15 protein-coding genes are annotated in these 15,202 nt (G+C 62.2%); 8 read left to right on the forward strand and 7 right to left on the reverse strand.

Translation table 11 applies throughout. From position 1 onward, the window contains the following. The first annotated feature begins 20 nt into the window (after window positions 1–20). The 7 genes from LB513_RS01120 to LB513_RS01150 are packed head-to-tail and all read left to right on the forward strand — an operon-like array spanning window position 21 to window position 5,668. Window positions 21–587: a c-type cytochrome gene (locus tag LB513_RS01120; RefSeq protein WP_224661923.1), complete on the forward strand. Its 567-nt coding sequence runs from the start codon at window positions 21–23 to the stop codon at window positions 585–587. Between the two features lie 23 nt (window positions 588–610). Next, on the forward strand, window positions 611–1,579 hold the full coding sequence (gene coxB / locus LB513_RS01125) for a cytochrome c oxidase subunit II (protein ID WP_224661603.1): 969 nt from the start codon (window positions 611–613) through the stop codon (window positions 1,577–1,579). Next, complete coding sequence (gene ctaD / locus LB513_RS01130; RefSeq protein ID WP_224661604.1) at window positions 1,576–3,486, forward strand: cytochrome c oxidase subunit I; 1,911 nt, start codon at window positions 1,576–1,578, stop codon at window positions 3,484–3,486. Before coxB ends, ctaD begins: the two co-directional genes overlap by 4 nt. Beyond that, the gene (locus tag LB513_RS01135) at window positions 3,483–4,085 is read left to right on the forward strand and encodes a cytochrome c oxidase subunit 3 (RefSeq protein ID WP_224661605.1); all 603 of its coding nucleotides are present in this window, start codon (window positions 3,483–3,485) and stop codon (window positions 4,083–4,085) included. Before ctaD ends, LB513_RS01135 begins: the two co-directional genes overlap by 4 nt. 32 nt (window positions 4,086–4,117) lie before the next feature. Next, a complete protein-coding gene (locus LB513_RS01140) occupies window positions 4,118–4,390 on the forward strand; it encodes a hypothetical protein (RefSeq protein WP_224661606.1) in 273 nt (90 codons plus the stop codon). Window positions 4,391–4,410: 20 nt separating this feature from the next. Beyond that, window positions 4,411–5,262 carry a cytochrome c oxidase assembly protein gene (locus LB513_RS01145; RefSeq protein ID WP_224661607.1) on the forward strand — a complete coding sequence of 284 codons (852 nt, stop codon included), beginning with the start codon at window positions 4,411–4,413 and terminating at the stop codon, window positions 5,260–5,262. Next, the gene (locus tag LB513_RS01150; RefSeq protein WP_224661608.1) at window positions 5,246–5,668 is read left to right on the forward strand and encodes a c-type cytochrome; all 423 of its coding nucleotides are present in this window, start codon (window positions 5,246–5,248) and stop codon (window positions 5,666–5,668) included. Before LB513_RS01145 ends, LB513_RS01150 begins: the two co-directional genes overlap by 17 nt. Here LB513_RS01150 and LB513_RS01155 read toward each other — a convergent pair. Genes LB513_RS01155 through LB513_RS01165 form a run of 3 tightly spaced genes read right to left on the reverse strand, consistent with a single transcriptional unit; the run spans window position 5,665 to window position 8,230 of the window. After that, the gene (locus LB513_RS01155; protein WP_224661924.1) at window positions 5,665–6,585 is read right to left on the reverse strand and encodes a c-type cytochrome; all 921 of its coding nucleotides are present in this window, start codon (window positions 6,583–6,585) and stop codon (window positions 5,665–5,667) included. The genes LB513_RS01150 and LB513_RS01155 overlap by 4 nt on opposite strands. A 52-nt stretch (window positions 6,586–6,637) precedes the next feature. Then, window positions 6,638–7,015, reverse strand: a complete 378-nt coding sequence (locus LB513_RS01160) for a hypothetical protein (RefSeq protein WP_224661609.1) — start codon at window positions 7,013–7,015, stop codon at window positions 6,638–6,640. Between the two features lie 21 nt (window positions 7,016–7,036). After that, the gene (locus tag LB513_RS01165) at window positions 7,037–8,230 is read right to left on the reverse strand and encodes a M20/M25/M40 family metallo-hydrolase (protein ID WP_224661610.1); all 1,194 of its coding nucleotides are present in this window, start codon (window positions 8,228–8,230) and stop codon (window positions 7,037–7,039) included. Window positions 8,231–8,331: 101 nt separating this feature from the next. Here LB513_RS01165 and LB513_RS01170 point away from each other — a divergent pair, with 101 nt between their 5' ends. Then, entirely contained in the window at window positions 8,332–10,125 is a 1,794-nt protein-coding gene (locus LB513_RS01170; protein ID WP_224661611.1) for a PAS domain S-box protein, read from the forward strand. Between the two features lie 90 nt (window positions 10,126–10,215). On the opposite strand, the gene LB513_RS01175 is transcribed toward LB513_RS01170, so the two are convergent. The 4 genes from LB513_RS01175 to LB513_RS01190 form a co-directional block, all read right to left on the reverse strand. Continuing rightward, window positions 10,216–11,667: a trehalose-6-phosphate synthase gene (locus LB513_RS01175; protein ID WP_224661612.1), complete on the reverse strand. Its 1,452-nt coding sequence runs from the start codon at window positions 11,665–11,667 to the stop codon at window positions 10,216–10,218. 202 nt (window positions 11,668–11,869) lie between these two features. Beyond that, entirely contained in the window at window positions 11,870–12,721 is an 852-nt protein-coding gene (locus LB513_RS01180; RefSeq protein WP_224661613.1) for a TIGR01459 family HAD-type hydrolase, read from the reverse strand. Then, window positions 12,718–14,004, reverse strand: a complete 1,287-nt coding sequence (locus tag LB513_RS01185; protein ID WP_224661614.1) for an FGGY-family carbohydrate kinase — start codon at window positions 14,002–14,004, stop codon at window positions 12,718–12,720. Before LB513_RS01185 ends, LB513_RS01180 begins: the two co-directional genes overlap by 4 nt. A 9-nt stretch (window positions 14,005–14,013) precedes the next feature. Next, the gene (locus LB513_RS01190) at window positions 14,014–15,057 is read right to left on the reverse strand and encodes a class II aldolase/adducin family protein (RefSeq protein ID WP_224661615.1); all 1,044 of its coding nucleotides are present in this window, start codon (window positions 15,055–15,057) and stop codon (window positions 14,014–14,016) included. Window positions 15,058–15,202 lie beyond the last annotated feature (145 nt).

The following is a 15,202-nucleotide window of genomic DNA, read 5'->3' on the forward strand; positions in this document are numbered from 1 at the left end:
AAACAGCAAAGCGGCTCATGATGGCGGGCGCGCTCGTGGTGGTTGTCGGTGCCGGCGGCGTTCTGGGTGGGCTCGATCAGCCGCGGGAGCTCCGTCTTGATCCGCCCGTGTCCTACGACCTGGAGCGGTTCCGGCTCATGCCGAACGGGATCAGCGGCGCGCCTCCCGAGATCTATTTCGCTCTTGGCAAGCCCTATGAGAGTGACGCCTACAACCTTAGCCAGGGCAAACGGCTGTATGCATGGTTCGGATGCGGCACTTGTCATGGCGCCGAGGGCGGCGGGAAGATAGGCCCCTCCTTCCTGGACGGATGGTGGCTGTATGGCCCGGAAATGGTGTCGATTGTGGCGTCGATTCGGGATGGCCGTCCGCACGGCATGCCTGCGTTTCGGGACCGGATGCCGATCGAGCAGATCTGGCAGCTGGCAGGTTACGTTCAAACCATCGGCTCCTACACGCCGAAAGTCGCGGCTCCGGGCCGCAATGACGACAAACAGAGCCGGCCCGCGGAGAACCGTGGTCCAGCCATAAAACTGTTTCAGGAGGGCCCGGTGGGCAACCATCCCGATCAGGGCCCCTCGCCATGAGAACCGGGCGTCCGGGTCTCGTCATGCTGGCGTTTGCTGTGAGCGGCTGCGCCGGCAACCAATCGGCGCTCGATCCCCAGGGCGCGCCGGCCATTCACGTCGAGCATCTCATCATCGGGATCGTCGCCGTCTGCACGCTGGTGTGGATTCTTGTGATGGCCATGCTCGGGGTCGCGCTCCTTCGGGGGCGCCGGCGGGCTGCGCAGGCACCCGCCGCATCTGAAAAGTCCATTACAATGGCGGTGGGGGCAGCAGTTGCAGCCACAGTCGTGACCATCGCGGCCCTTACCGTGGCGAGCTACTATACGACCCGTGGCATCGGCGTGCCGGCACCCGCCGCCGTGACCATAACGGTGAAGGGACAGCAATGGTGGTGGCAGGTGTTCTATGCCGCGTCCGGAACGGACCCGGGTTTCGAGACCGCCAATGAAATCCACATTCCGGTCGGCCGGGATGTTCGGCTCGAACTCCAGAGCCAGGACGTCATTCATTCGTTCTGGGTGCCGAGCCTGGCGGGCAAGCAGGACCTTGTCCCGGGCAGAACCAACATCTTGCTTCTACGGGCCGAAAAGCCAGGCGTTTACAGGGGTCAATGCGCGGAGTTTTGCGGACTGCAGCACAGCCACATGGCCGTGCTGGTGGTCGCCGAAGCGCCGGAGGCTTACGAGCGCTGGGCCGCGGGTCAGCGGCAGGACGCGATGCCGTCGTCCGATACAGAAGCACTTGCGGGAAGAGAAGCGTTTTTGGCAAAGCCCTGCGCGGCCTGTCACACCATCCGAGGCACCTCGGCCAGCGGCAAGACCGGCCCCGATCTTACCCATGTCGGCGGGCGTCGGACCATTGCCGCCGGCCTGCTGGACACCACCCGTGGCTCACTGGCCGCCTGGATTGCCGATCCTCAGACCCTGAAGCCGGGAAGCAACATGCCCACCGTCCCAATGTCCAGCGTCGAGTTGCGGGCAATCTCCGCCTACATGAAGAGCCTGAAATGAGCGGCAAGGGCGACAGCAACCGGCGGGACACGGCGTTGAACGACGCCGAACTGCACAGATGCCTTGCCTCGACCTGGTCGACACCGGCGGGACTCTGGAGCGCATTATCGACGGTCGATCACAAAATCATCGGGCGTCGGTATATCACCACAGCGTTTGTGTTCCTGGCCCTTGGCGGAGTGCTGTCGCTGCTGATGCGCCTGCAGCTCTCACAGCCTGAAGCGCGCTTCATCGGACCGGACCGGTATAACCAGATTTTCACGATGCACGGCACGAACATGATGTTCCTGTTCGCAGTGCCCGTCATGCAGGCGGTGGCGGTCTATCTGGTGCCGCTGATGGTCGGGACCCGCAACATCGCCTTCCCGCGCCTCAACGCGTTCTCCTACTGGATGTATTTGGCGGGCGGCCTGCTGCTTTGGATCGCTTTTGCGATCGATACCGGACCGGATGTGGGGTGGTTTGCGTATGTGCCCCTGGCAGGTCCCCAGTATGCCGCCGGCAAACGGGCCGACATCTGGGCGCAGATGATAACGTTCACCGAGGTCTCCGCGCTTGCGGTTGCCGTTGAGATCGTTGTGACCGTGTTCAAGCAGCGCGCCCCAGGTATGTCGCTTGACCGGATACCCCTGTTCGTCTGGTCGATGCTTGTCACCGCGTTTCTCGTCATCCTGGCCATGCCCGCGATCATGATTGCAAGCACGGCCCTCATTCTCGACCGCCTGGTCGGCACCCACTTCTTCAATCCCGCGGAAGGGGGCGACGTCCTGCTGTGGCAGCATCTGTTCTGGTTTTTCGGCCATCCGGAGGTCTACATCATCTTCCTGCCGGCAGTTGGCATGGTGTCGACCATTGTCGCGACTTTCGTACGGCGGCCCGTTTTCGGCTATCTCGGCATGGTGATGGCGCTGATCGCGACAGGCATTCTCGCCTTCGGTCTGTGGGTCCACCACATGTTCGTCGCAGGTCTTCCACGCCTCGGTGAAAGCTTCTTTACGGCCTCGAGCATGGCCATCGCCGTCCCTGCCGGACTGCAGATCTTCTGCTGGCTGGCGACGATGTGGGCGGGCCGGCCGATTTTCAAGACGCCGTTCCTGTTCGTCATCGGTTTCATGGTGATCTTCGTGATCGGCGGAATGACGGGGGTGATGGTCGCTTCGGTGCCCTTCGACACGCAAGTCCACGATACCTATTTCGTGGTCGCTCACTTCCACTATGTCCTTGTCGGCGGGGCGGTGTTTCCGCTTCTGGGCGCCATCTATTATTGGTTTCCCAAGATCACCGGCCGGATGATGAGCGAGACCCTCGGTCGCTGGGCATTCGGACTGATCTTCACCGGCTTCAACCTGACCTTCTTCCCGATGCATATCCTTGGTCTGCGGGGCATGCCGCGGCGCATCTACACCTACCAACCCGAGATGCCGTGGTCGGGCCTAAACATGTTCATCAGCCTCAGCGCCGTGATCCTGGCGGCAGGCTTCCTGCTGTTCTTTGTCGACGTCATTCGTAGCGCTCGTTCGGGGCCGCGCGCGGAAGCAAATCCCTGGGGCGCCACAACCCTGGAATGGGCGACATCCTCGCCACCGCCGCCTTATAATTTCGCGCATCTGCCGGTCGTCAGCAGCCTGCAACCGCTGGCCGATACGCCTGACTTGCTGCCGGTTGCCTCGGGCCTGCGCGTAGACCGCCGCGAACTCCTGATCACCAGTGTCGTGCAGGCCTCCCCGGAAGCCCGGGAATCCTCGCCAGGTGACTCAATCTGGCCCTTCTGGGCGGCGGTGGCTACAGCCGTCACGCTGATCTGGTCTATCTTCACGCCCTGGGCGGTCGTCTGGGGTTCCATCCCCGTGGCGATCGCGCTCACCGGCTGGTTCTGGCCCAAAGGCGTGCCGGAGGACGACGCATGAACCATACAGCCGTACTCGACGTGGCCGACCTCCCGGAGCACGGGCTTGGAACCGCCAGCCAGACCTACTGGGGCACGCTGGCCTTCATGCTGATCGAGGGGACCGGCTTTGCCCTAGCGATTGTCGTTTATCTCTATCTGATGAGCCTGGCGCCACAGTGGCCGCTGGGCGCACCGCCGCCCGACCTGCTTGCGGGAACGACCCTGACCGGGGTGCTGATTGCGAGTCTGGTTCCCAATCTCTTCCTGGCGCGTTGGGCCCAACGGCAGGAGCTGTGGAAGGTGCGGATCGGCCTGATCGTCATGACGGTGCTGGGCATAGCGCCGTTGATCTTGCGCGTCTTCGAGTTCCCGGCAATGCACATCGAATGGGACCGGAACGCTTACGGTTCGATCGTTTGGCTTATGCTTGGCCTGCATACGACGCACATCATCACCGACCTGGTGGAAACGGTAGTGCTGACTTGCCTGATGTTCTCGCGGCATGGCGACAGCCCGCGCCGCTACGGCGACGTCAGCGACAACGTCATGTACTGGAACTTCGTCGTTATCACCTGGTTGCCGATCTACGCGTGTCTCTATTGGTTTCCACGCCTATGACAGGAACATGGCTTCGTCAGATCGGACTGTTCATGCCTCCCGCGGCTTGGGCGGTGGGGACGCAGCTCGCGCAGATCTTCCCGGATATTGACTGCCATCAAAGAACGCCATGGATGGCCGCTTCATGCGGGGCCCTCCTGGTCATCGCGATTGCGGGCGTCGCCCAGTCCCGCAGAGCGCCAGGCTCGGCCGACAAGGCTGAGCGTTTCATCATCAATGTCGGTTTTCTGATTGCATTGACGTTCGTCTTTGCGTTGGCATTGCAGGGGGCGGCGGTTGCGCTGCTTGATCCATGCCAACGCTAGTCCTTGCCCTCCTATGGCTCATGATCGCGGGCCCGGCCGCCGCGCATGGCGACGAGGCGCACGGCGCGGGCTTGCCCTGGACGTTCGACCCCTGGGTCGTGGTGCCTCTGGCGACGCTGGCGCTCGCCTATGGGACAGGTATGGCCAAGCTTGCGCGGCGAAGGCGCCGACCACCCCTGCCCGCTCGCGATGTGATGTTTTGGACCGGGCTGGCGACCCTGGCTGGGGCGTTGCTTTCTCCTCTCCATTGGTTGGGAGAGCACCTGTTCAGCTTTCATATGGTTGAACACGAGATCGTCATGGCGGTCTCGGCGCCGCTTATCGTCCTGGCGCGGCCGATGGGAACACTTATGTGGGGGCTTCCTGCAAATGTTCGACGGGTCGCGGCGACATATTCCGCCAGCCCCCCGTTACGCGCGATCTGGAGACGGGCCACGGTTTCGGCTACTGCGACCATTGTCCATGGCGCTGCCATCTGGGCCTGGCATGTGCCGGCCCTGTTCGATGCGGCGGTGACCAATCTGGTCTTGCACCGCCTCCAGCATGCGACGTTCTTCGCCTCCGCACTCCTGTTCTGGTGGGCCATCATCTGGCGGACCGAGCGCGGCCAGGCGGCGTGGCATCTGTTCGCGACCATGGTCCACACCAGTCTGCTGGGCGCCCTGATGGCCCTGACGCCGCGCGTGCTTTACATCGCCCAGACCCGCACTGCTTTGGACTGGGGACTCACTCCGCTGGAGGATCAGCAATTGGCGGGCATGATCATGTGGGTGCCTGCCGGCACCGTCTATGCCGGCGCGGCGATGGTCATGCTGGCGCTCTGGATACGCGGCTCAACCCAAGGGAATGCGCGAGATGCCAGAGGCTTTTGACAAGGTGCCGTTTCGGGTGTTGCTGACCGGCGCTGCCTTGGCCTTGGCCGCAGCCGCGTTCGTCGCGGTGAAGGCAGCGCGCGACAATAGCACCCGGACAGACATCGCCATAAAAATAACGGGGGGAGACCCAGACCGGGCACCGCAACTCTTTCGCCGCTATGGTTGCGCGGGGTGCCACACCATCCCTGGAATTCCAGGCGCGGACGGCCAGACCGGGGCACCGCTGACGGCCCTGTCCAAGCGGCTCTACATTGCCGGCGTCCTGCAAAACAGTCCCGACAACCTCGTCGCGTGGATCGTCTCGCCGCACCGCTTTTCGCCACAGACCGCCATGCCTGAGACCGGGATCACCGAGCAAGAAGCCAAGGACCTGGCGGCTTATCTCTATGCGCATGGCAGCTAAGGCTTCTGCGTCGCCTGGGGCGGCAAGGATTTGATGTAGCGGGCGATTGCCACCCGATCGCTCTCAGGCAATTGTGCCGTGTTCGTTACCACATCCGACATCGATGATCCGACGCGACCGTGATTGGGGGTCTCGCCAGTGGTCAGCATTGTCACGATGTCCTGTTCCGTCCATCCGGCCAGCCTTTCCTGGGTAATGTTCGGGACGAAGCCCGTACCCTGCGGATCCACCGCACCGGCAAACCGTGTACTTGGCTTTATGGCGCCGAACGCGTTGCGGGTGGAATGACATTCAGCGCAGTGCGACACACTCTCGACGAGATAGGCACCTCGATCGTGCACAGGGTCGCCGGTGGTAGCGGCCGCGCTTGAGCCTTCCTGGAAAAACAGAAGCTTCCAGAAACCAACCGACCGGCGCAGGCGAAAGAGCAATGCCGGATCGTGCGGAGGCACCTTGCCGGAGACCTTTGGGAGGGTCTTCAGGTATGCAAAGAGGTCTCGAATATCGCCAGCGTTCATTCCGGTGTAGCTCGTATAGGGGAAGGCCGGGTAGTAATGTTCGAGCTCAGGGGAGACACCTCCAATAAGGGCATTGGCAAGATCAGTAGCCGACCATGCGCCGATCCCATCCACCGGGTCGGGCGAAATATTGGGCGGGCGGAAAGTTCCGAACGGGGATGCCAGCGCTATTCCGCCACCGAGCTTCAACCGGTCAGGCTGTCCTGGCGTCGCATGGCAGGACGCGCAATCGCCAGCATCGAACACGATCTTGCCCCTCGCCGCATCGCCGGGCGCTTCATATCGGCTGTCAGGATGCGAAAATGGTGGCACGGCCGCAGTGACACGCCAAAGCCCTGCCGCGGCTACCGCAGCAGCAGCAACCAATGCCACGAGCGCTGGCTTTACCCAAGCACGCATCGTTGTCCGTTCGCGAGGGATTGCGTATGAGGCCTGCACGAACGACTCCATTTCAACCCATGCGCCAGCCTAGGCCGAGAAACAACACTGCGGCAATCACGACGACAGCAAGAATTATCATGATGGGCCAGCTGAAAATCCCACGGCTCTTCGAACCATCCTGGTCAAAGCGTCGCATCGCCGAACCATGACTGGCAGCGTTAAATCCGGGCTCTACGTCGACACCAAGCGGTTGCGCGGTCAAGCTCGGGCCACGTGGTATGGAAGACATGTCTGGAGCCGTGGCTGCGCCGCCGGCTTCAGCGTCAGCTTCCATTGGCGCGGCCGCCGGATCGAAGCCTGACACCTTGTCGCCTGTCTTTCCCTGATCGATAGCGCCCCTGTCGGCGGCAGCTGAGCTTGGGTAGTCTCTCCCTGACGGTGTCGACATATTGTTTTCCTCAATTGGCCCTTACCAGGGCGTGAAATCCGTATCAGGCCGCACGCTCCGGCAGAACGCGCAAACCAGGTCGATGGTGGCTTCGATGTCGTCCAGGCACAAAACCTCTGACGGCGTGTGCATGTAGCGCAAAGGAACCGAGAGGAGGCCCGTCGCCACCCCGCCTCTGTTCGTCTGCATGAGCCGCGCGTCGGTTGGGCTTTTGTCGCCATAGGCCTGCAACTGGTAGGGAATGCCGTCACGGTCCGCGGCGGTCTTCAGAAGATCAAACACAACCGGGTTGGTGTTTGGACCCTGCGAAATTCCCGGCCCTTTGCCGAGATCGAGCTTGCCCTGATCCTCAGGCCTAGCAAGGGGATAGTCCATGGCAACACCCATATCGACAGCGATCGCTGCATGCGGCGCCAGATTGAATGCAGCGGTCTGGGCGCCTCTGGAGCCGATTTCTTCCTGCACCGTGCCCAGGACATAAACGCCGACATCAGGATGGAGGCCGCCATCTTCCTTCAGTCGCCTGACGATCTCGCTGCCGATAAAGAGCCCGGCCTTGTTGTCGAAGGCGCGCGCGACCGCCCGGTTGCCAAGCAGCGTGGCGAACTCCGCCTTCAGGGTGACCGGGCTGCCGATCTTCACGACGGCCTCTGCTTCTTCCCTGGTGGTGGCCCCTATATCGATCCACAAGTCCTTGAGGGTCGGGGTTTGGCTGCTGTCGGCCATTTTGAAGGTTTGGATCGCCTTGCGGCCGATGACGCCCGCGACGCGCTCATGGCCATGCACCCACACCCGCTGACCGATCTCGGTGGCGACGTCCGTGCCGCCTATCTCGTTGAAAAATAGAAAGCCGTCCTCATCGATGTAGTGGACGATGAAACCGATCTCATCCATGTGGCCGGCGTACATGATGCGCAGCCCCGCGTCAGGGTTCAGCACCGCACTCACATTGCCCATGACGTCGATCGTAAGCCTGTCGGCAAACTCTCCGACATAGTCACGGTAAAGAGTGGCAACAGGCTGTTCGAAGCCGCTTGGTGACGGCGCCTCTATCAACGCTTCGAGGTAAGCAAGAGATTGGTCGCGCACATTGTTCTCCCAGATCTGGCGGTGGGCTCGGGATCCTAACCTGCCGCCAAACTCTTCGTTCCGCTCTAATTGAAGGGCGGTACCGGCAATCGGCTTCGCGTGCCGGGCAACATTCCCGTCGACCATTCGAGCGCACGAGCCTTGCCATATATCCGCGAGACGAAAAACGTCGGAACCAACTGGGGCGAACCAAGTTGCGTTAGGTTAAGCTTAGATCGGGGTTTGGAATGACTGAAATGCCGCAGGCCGATGGCATCGCCACTGTGAGCCCGGGGATGGAAGGCGACGAGAAGCGGGACTTCGACTACCAGGATTTTTTCGAGAACGGTGCAGTTGCGCTGCGTCTTGTGGGGGCAGACGGGATTATCCTGCATGCCAACCAAGCCGAACTCGACCTGTTGGGCTATCCCGCGGCGGAGTATATCGGCCGGCACATCGGCGAGTATTATGCCGAACAGGCCACCAGCGACGACATTTTAGGGCGCCTCGCCCGTGGCGAAAAGATCGTCAGATATCCGGTCCGGATGAGAGCCCGAGATGGTTCGATCAAGCATCTCGAAATCACCTCTAGCGGCCATTTCCGCGACGGCCGGCTAGTCAACGCCCGATGCTTCACCGTCGACGTCACCGACCTGGAGCGGACACGCCTGGAGCTCAAGCAAAGGATCAATACCTATCACCAGATCCTCGACGGCCTTCCGGTCGCCATCTACACGACCGACCGGGATGGCACGATCACCTATTATAACAGCGCTGCCGCCGAGCTCGCAGGCCGCCAACCGCTGATCGGGCACGACAAATGGTGTGTGACCTTCAAGCTGTTCACGGCGGATGGAAACGAATTGCCGCATGACGAGTGTCCGATGGCCATCGCGCTCAAGGAGAATCGACCTGTCCGCAACCAGGAGGCCATCGCGCAACGACCGGACGGGTCCTTCTTCCCGTTCCTGCCTCATCCGACGCCGCTACGGGACGAGAATGGCGAATTGATCGGCGCCGTGAACATGCTGCTCGACCTCACGGACCGCCAGCGGGCCGAAGAGGTCAAACAGCACCTGTCCGCTATTGTGGAATCCTCGTTCGACGCCATCGTGAGCAAGGATCTCAACACTATCATCAAGAGCTGGAACCATGGCGCGGAACGGCTTTTCGGCTATACGGCGGAGGAAGCAATCGGCAAGTCGGTGACAATGCTGATCCCGGATGATCACCAGGATGAGGAGCCCCGCATCCTCGAACGCATCCGCCGCGGCGAGCGGGTCGAGACCCTCGAGACGGTACGTCGGCGAAAGGACGGCAGCCTTGTGCCCGTGTCGCTGACGATATCGCCTGTGCGCAATGCCTCAGGTCAGATCGTCGGCGCCTCGAAGATCGCGCGGGACATCACCTCGGCACGGGAAAACGAGCAACGCATCCGCATGCTGATGCGCGAGGTCAACCATCGGGTCAAGAATCAGTATTCGGTGATCCTGTCGATGATCCGAGAGACCAACAAACGGTCGGAAACACCGGACCAGTTCGAGGCCCAGGTGCGCGAGCGCATCATGGCGCTGTCGCGATCCCACGACCTTCTGGTATCGGGCGACTGGAAAGGAGCCACCATCAAGGAGCTCCTGACCGCCCAGGCCAAACCTTTCCCGCGGGGTGAGTTCATCGATATGGACGGCCCGTCCGTAGTACTCAGTCCTAATGCCGTCCAGCATCTCGGGATCGCCTTCCACGAGCTCGCGACCAACTCCGCCAAATACGGCGTGCTCTCGGGCGACGACGGGACGATCTCGGTGAGTTGGAAAACCACCGGGTCCGGCGAAGCCCGTCTTTTTCACCTTAGCTGGGTGGAAAAGGATGGTCCGCAGGTCCAGAGCATCGTGCAGGGTGGCTTCGGATCCGTGGTTCTGAAGCGCGTTGCGCCCACGGCGGTGGGTGGCCATGCAAATCTCGACTATGGGTCGCATGGGATAAGCTGGACTTTGGAGGCGCCGTTGGCCGGGGTGGGAACATCCGCAAGCAGCGAGACCTGAAGGTCGCACGGCGTACTCGATCAGGCCTCACTCGTACCCCGACATCATCATCGTCGAGCGCCGGCCTGCAGCGTTGGATGCCAAGGCAGGCTAGCTCTCGTCTGCCAACGCCTTGATAAAGGATCGTCGCCACTCCGCAGCATCATTACGCTTGATACGCTTGAGCAGTGCGCCATGCCTTTCAATCCTCTCGTTCAACGGCATTGCGAGCGCCGTCGCCATTGCGTCAGCGACCTCGTCGACCGAATACGGATTAACGATCAAAGATTCCGCAAGCTGTTCCGCCGCGCCTGCAAAACGAGACAACACCAGGACCCCGGGGTCGCTCTCGTCCTGTGCGGCGATGTATTCCATCGCGACCAGGTTCATTCCATCTCGAAGCGGTGTAACCAAACCGACCTGGCTGGCGCGCAAGAGACCGGCTAGCCGCGAGCGTGGTACGGCGCGGTGGATGTAGCGGATCGGGGTCCAGGCCAGATCCGCGTATCTTCCGTTCACTGCGCCGGCAGTCGCCTCGAGCTGCCCACGGATTTCAGCATAGGCGCTGACCTCCTCGCGTGTGGGCGACGCAATCTGCAGATAGGTTGCCGCCCGCTCGTGTTCCGGATGCCGTTCCAGAAGGCGCGCGAAGGCCTGCATGCGGCCAGGCAGGCCTTTGGAGTAATCAAGGCGATCGACCCCGATGATCTGTTTGAGACCCAGAATCTGCCGGCGCATGGAATCAATCTGCACATCCTCGGCCGCCTCGCTGGCCATGCGAGCGAAGGAATCAACGTCGATGCCAATGGGGAAGCACTTCGTCAGCACCGTCCGGCCATTGGCCTCAGCCGCTCCTGCGGCGTCGAAGCTTGTGGAATTGGTCGCATGAACCGAGCGCCGAAAATTCGCCACGTCGGTTTCGGTCTGAAAACCCACAACATCATACTGAAGAAAATTCTCAATAAGCTCGGCGTGATCGGGCGTGGCTACGAACAGGTCAGGCGGCGGAAACGGTATGTGAAGGAAAAAGCCGATGCGATTGCGAACGCCCAGCCGCCGCAATTCGGCGGCCAAAGGGATGAGGTGGTAATCTTGAACCCAGATGAGGTCGTCATTGCCTGACAGCAGCCCGGCGAGCGCCTGCGCAAAGCGCGCATTGATCTGCCTATAGGCCTGTAGAAACTCTTGCCGGTGATCCACAAGGTCGAGCCGATAGTGGAAAAGCGGCCAGAGCGTAGTGTTGGCATAGCCGTTATAATACGCTGAGTATTCTTCGCGCGGCAGGGTCAGCGCCGCCGTCTCGATCCTGCCATGGCGTTCCATGCGGATGAGCGGCGGCTCGTCCGCTCCTGAATCCTGGTGTTCTGAACTTGCACCCAGCCACAGCCCTCCCCGCTCAGCCAGGGCATCCGCCACCCCGACCGCCAGCCCGCCAGCTTGCGACAGGTCGCGAACGTTACCCAACCGGTTCGAGACGACAACTAGGCGACGCGGCATGGCATCGTCGCCGGTTCGCCGCGCCACGCCCAATACGTCGCCATGATCGGTGGGATCGTCAGCCATTTTCGAGCCGTCTTTGAAATTTCAATTTGATCGCTGCAACAAGAGAGCCCCAGCTGGGAGACCCTCGGGGAACGGTCTGCCCCCGCCATTGTTCCACTGCTCCAGGCAGCGTCCGCCAGCATCATATGAAAGTCTGGCCCTGCTGCGGCTTGATTGTGCAGTTCCCTGGAGAACGGCTCCTACGGGCATAGGCCCGTGACCATCAACGCCAGCGAAATGAGCCGATGATATAGTTGGGCTGACTGTTGCACCGCGCGAAAAGACCGGCAAGATCGGCTTCATCGGCCAATATCCCGGAAAGGACCAGAGCAGTCGCCATGCCAGCGCGGTTGCCCCCGGCGACGTCGTGCTCGAGGCTGTCGCCGACGCAGACCACACTACCCAATTCGGGATTTCCAACGATTGCCAGTGCCGCCTCGTAGATCGCGGGGAAAGGCTTGCCGATCCGTATAGCGCTGCCGCCGAGTTGTTCGTAAAGATCGGCGATCTCGCCGGCGCCAAATCGCGGACCTGCCGTTGTCAGCATGGTCCGGTCGGGATTTGTGCAGAAGCATGGCACCCGCCGCGCCGCTGCCGGACGCAGCAATTCCCTGTAATGATCGAGATCATAGCGATCGCCCTCGCTGGCCGAAATCAGGACTAGTTCGGCATCATCGCCGTGATTGGTCAAGGCCAGCGGCAGTCCCTCGATGGCGGAACGGTCGCCGTCTCGGCTGATCAGCAGGCATCTCGTCTCGTGGCGCAACACTCCCGTTGCGGCCATTTCGTGGAAAGACCGCCACGCCACTTCACCCGAGGAAACAAATTGGTCCCAGCTTCCAGGTTCGAAGCCGAGCTTCAGCAAGCGGCGCTCGTTGGGTTCGGCTCGCTTACCCGAATTCGAGATCAGCACGATGGTTTTTCCAGCACCTTTGAGCGCCGACAGGGCTTGGACCGCGCCAGGATATGGACTCGCGCCATCGTGCAGCACGCCGAACTGGTCGAGCAGAAACACTTGATATCGCTCGGCCAGCGCGGCGATGCCGTCTAGGCGTTGGGGTGCTTCCGCCGTCATAGAAGCCCCGCTGCGCCCGCGCCCTTCAAGGCCAATCGCGCCGTCCCGGCCGCCGCCTCTTCCGACAGGGCCGGCAAGAACGCGACGCCAAGCTTGCGTTGCCGGATCGTCGTCCACGCTGGATTTGCCGCACCGCCGCCTACGCTCCTGACCGATGTCAGCCGGGGGGCGCCAAGTTCGGCAAGCCGGCGATAGCCAAGCGCTTCGATCGCCGCCATGCCCTCGAACATTGCTTTCAAGAAGTCGGCATCGTCGGCGGGCCGCGGCTCGAGGCGCGGCGGCAAGGTGGGATCGGCTATGGGGAAGCGTTCGCCCGGTGCGGCCAGCGGATAATAGTCGAGGCCGGTGTCGGTCGCCGGATCGATTTGCTCGCTTAGCTCGACGATGCGGGAAACGGGGAAATGCTGGATCAGCACCTTACCGCCTGAATTCGACGCGCCGCCAGCCAGATAGGCATCTCCCAGCCGGTGGCTATAGATGCCGAATTGCGGCGCCGAGATCGGCCGGTCGGACAGGATCTTGACGGTAAGCGACGAACCGAGTGCGCTGACGCCGTCGCCGGCCGCCTCGGCGCCTGTTGCCAGGAACGACGCGCAGCCGTCGGTGGTGCCGGCGACCACCACAATGTCGCGCGCAAGACCGAACTTATCGGCGGCGCTTTGGGAAAGCGTCCCGGTGATATCGCCCGGTCGCACGATTCGAGGAAGGAGTTCCATGCGCATGCCCGTCGCCGCGATCCAGTCCGGCCAGCATCGGGCCTCGACGTCGTAGCCCGTTTTCAGCGCATTGTTCTCATCGCTCACGTCGAAGCGGCCGGACAACTGTCCGGCGATCCAGTCGGCCTGGTGCAGCATCTTCACCGCATCGGACATGCCGTGCAGTTGTTGAAACCAGAGTGCCTTTGCAAGGCCGGAGGTCGGCCCGTGCGCAGCACTCTGCTGGGAGGCCAGGCGCCCGATTGCGGCCAAGACCGCATCGTCGGCAACCTTGTCGTTGTACATCAGCGGTTCGGAGAGCGGCCGCCCGGCGCCGTCTACCGGCAGCAGCGTGCCGGAAGTACCATCGACGGCGATCGCGCGGACAGCCCTGCGATCAATCCGGGAAAGCAGTTCGGCCAGCGCCGCGCCAACCGCCTCCCACCATGCGGCAGGGTCGCGGGCGTTCAGGCCGAACCCGTCGAGTGAAACGGCGACTTGCGCGGCGACGGAAAAGTCAGGACGCATGGCAACGGCGCGGGCACCCGAGGTGCCGATGTCGATCCCTATTGCAAGCGGGCCGATCATGGAGCCATGTCAGCTATTGGCGGCGTTGAGCTTCTGGCGATATTTTTCGGCGTCCCAGTTGATCAGTTCGTCATTCTCCGCTGGGGTGAGATAGTTCAGCTTCGCGTGGACGTCGATCCGCGCCGTCACGTCGGCGAGGCAGCGTTGCATAGCGTCGGCGCCGGGGCTGGTATCGCCGCGCATGAGCACGCCGAACCCCGGAAACAGGATCGCCGCCGGCGCCTCGCCGAGCCGCTGGGCCACGCGCTTCGCGTCCTCGCCCGCTTGAGCCACGACCGAACCTTCGCCTAGGAAAATGACGTGGTCGGGATAGAGGCTTCCGCCGGAAGCCATACGGCGGCTTTCGGGGTCGATCGCCACTCGATGCGCCTCGATGTCCGCTGGCAATCTGTAGCCGCTGTCGCGGGCGAGCGCCGTCAATGCCGCGGTGTCGGGCTCGGCCACATTGCGCGGCGGCCGGGCAAGCAAGCTTGTCACGCGTCGCAGCAGCTTTTCGGCCTCCGCGACGGTTTCGGCCGCGACGACCAGGCCGTGATTGCCAAGGATCAGGATGTCCACCCCCGGCCGCAGGCGCTCGGCAATGCCTTGAGCAAGTGGCAGGCCTGGCCGGCGATAGGGAACATACGCCCATTCATGGCCAGCAAGCCGCTTGGCGACCTCGGCCTCGCAGTCGGCCTGCACGGCCAGCGAAATGGTCTCGATACAATGGACATGCACAACGACACGCTGCGGCATCAGCGCATGGACCGTGGTTTCTATCGATGGACGCAGCTTACGCGCGTTCAGTGCTTCGATGGTGAAGGTCTGCGGCCGTTCGGCGGCCGGGTCACGCCGTTCGATCGCATCGAGCAACGGCGGGATGCCCACCGGCACCATGATGTCTTCGGCGCACGCATCCCTCAGCCATGTGCCCGAGGCCTTGATCCAGAGCGTATCACCGGCTTTGAGCGAGGTATTGCCACCGGCGGCTTGGGTTAAATGCGGGTCGCTGCCGATGGAGGCCGAAAGCGCCCGCAAATCAGCCAGTTCCTGCGCGTCAGCTTGGCTTGCCATGGCGCCTTTACCTCAAACGCTTGCCGGAATCCCCTCACGGGACCGATGCTAGCGCTGATATCGCAGATGCGAGCGACTTACGTCAACAGTGATCTACTATCGTCAAAAGCGGCTTGCAAACTCGCAGCTATTGAGTAACTTGCAC

It is taken from the genome of Mesorhizobium sp. ES1-1 (genome assembly GCF_020164785.1).
Lineage (GTDB): Bacteria > Pseudomonadota > Alphaproteobacteria > Rhizobiales > Rhizobiaceae > Mesorhizobium.

Excerpts from the sequence above, each read along its gene's own strand:
- LB513_RS01120 (WP_224661923.1), top strand. The coding sequence starts at position 21 with ATGGCGGGCGCGCTCGTGGTGGTTGTCGGTGCCGGCGGCGTTCTGGGT.
- coxB (WP_224661603.1), top strand. The coding sequence starts at position 611 with ATGCTGGCGTTTGCTGTGAGCGGCTGCGCCGGCAACCAATCGGCGCTC.
- ctaD (WP_224661604.1), top strand. The coding sequence starts at position 1,576 with ATGAGCGGCAAGGGCGACAGCAACCGGCGGGACACGGCGTTGAACGAC.
- LB513_RS01135 (WP_224661605.1), top strand. The coding sequence starts at position 3,483 with ATGAACCATACAGCCGTACTCGACGTGGCCGACCTCCCGGAGCACGGG.
- LB513_RS01140 (WP_224661606.1), top strand. The coding sequence starts at position 4,118 with ATGCCTCCCGCGGCTTGGGCGGTGGGGACGCAGCTCGCGCAGATCTTC.
- LB513_RS01145 (WP_224661607.1), top strand. The coding sequence starts at position 4,411 with ATGATCGCGGGCCCGGCCGCCGCGCATGGCGACGAGGCGCACGGCGCG.
- LB513_RS01150 (WP_224661608.1), top strand. The coding sequence starts at position 5,246 with ATGCCAGAGGCTTTTGACAAGGTGCCGTTTCGGGTGTTGCTGACCGGC.
- LB513_RS01155 (WP_224661924.1), bottom strand. The coding sequence starts at position 6,585 with ATGCGTGCTTGGGTAAAGCCAGCGCTCGTGGCATTGGTTGCTGCTGCT.
- LB513_RS01160 (WP_224661609.1), bottom strand. The coding sequence starts at position 7,015 with ATGTCGACACCGTCAGGGAGAGACTACCCAAGCTCAGCTGCCGCCGAC.
- LB513_RS01165 (WP_224661610.1), bottom strand. The coding sequence starts at position 8,230 with ATGGTCGACGGGAATGTTGCCCGGCACGCGAAGCCGATTGCCGGTACC.
- LB513_RS01170 (WP_224661611.1), top strand. The coding sequence starts at position 8,332 with ATGACTGAAATGCCGCAGGCCGATGGCATCGCCACTGTGAGCCCGGGG.
- LB513_RS01175 (WP_224661612.1), bottom strand. The coding sequence starts at position 11,667 with ATGGCTGACGATCCCACCGATCATGGCGACGTATTGGGCGTGGCGCGG.
- LB513_RS01180 (WP_224661613.1), bottom strand. The coding sequence starts at position 12,721 with ATGACGGCGGAAGCACCCCAACGCCTAGACGGCATCGCCGCGCTGGCC.
- LB513_RS01185 (WP_224661614.1), bottom strand. The coding sequence starts at position 14,004 with ATGATCGGCCCGCTTGCAATAGGGATCGACATCGGCACCTCGGGTGCC.
- LB513_RS01190 (WP_224661615.1), bottom strand. The coding sequence starts at position 15,057 with ATGGCAAGCCAAGCTGACGCGCAGGAACTGGCTGATTTGCGGGCGCTT.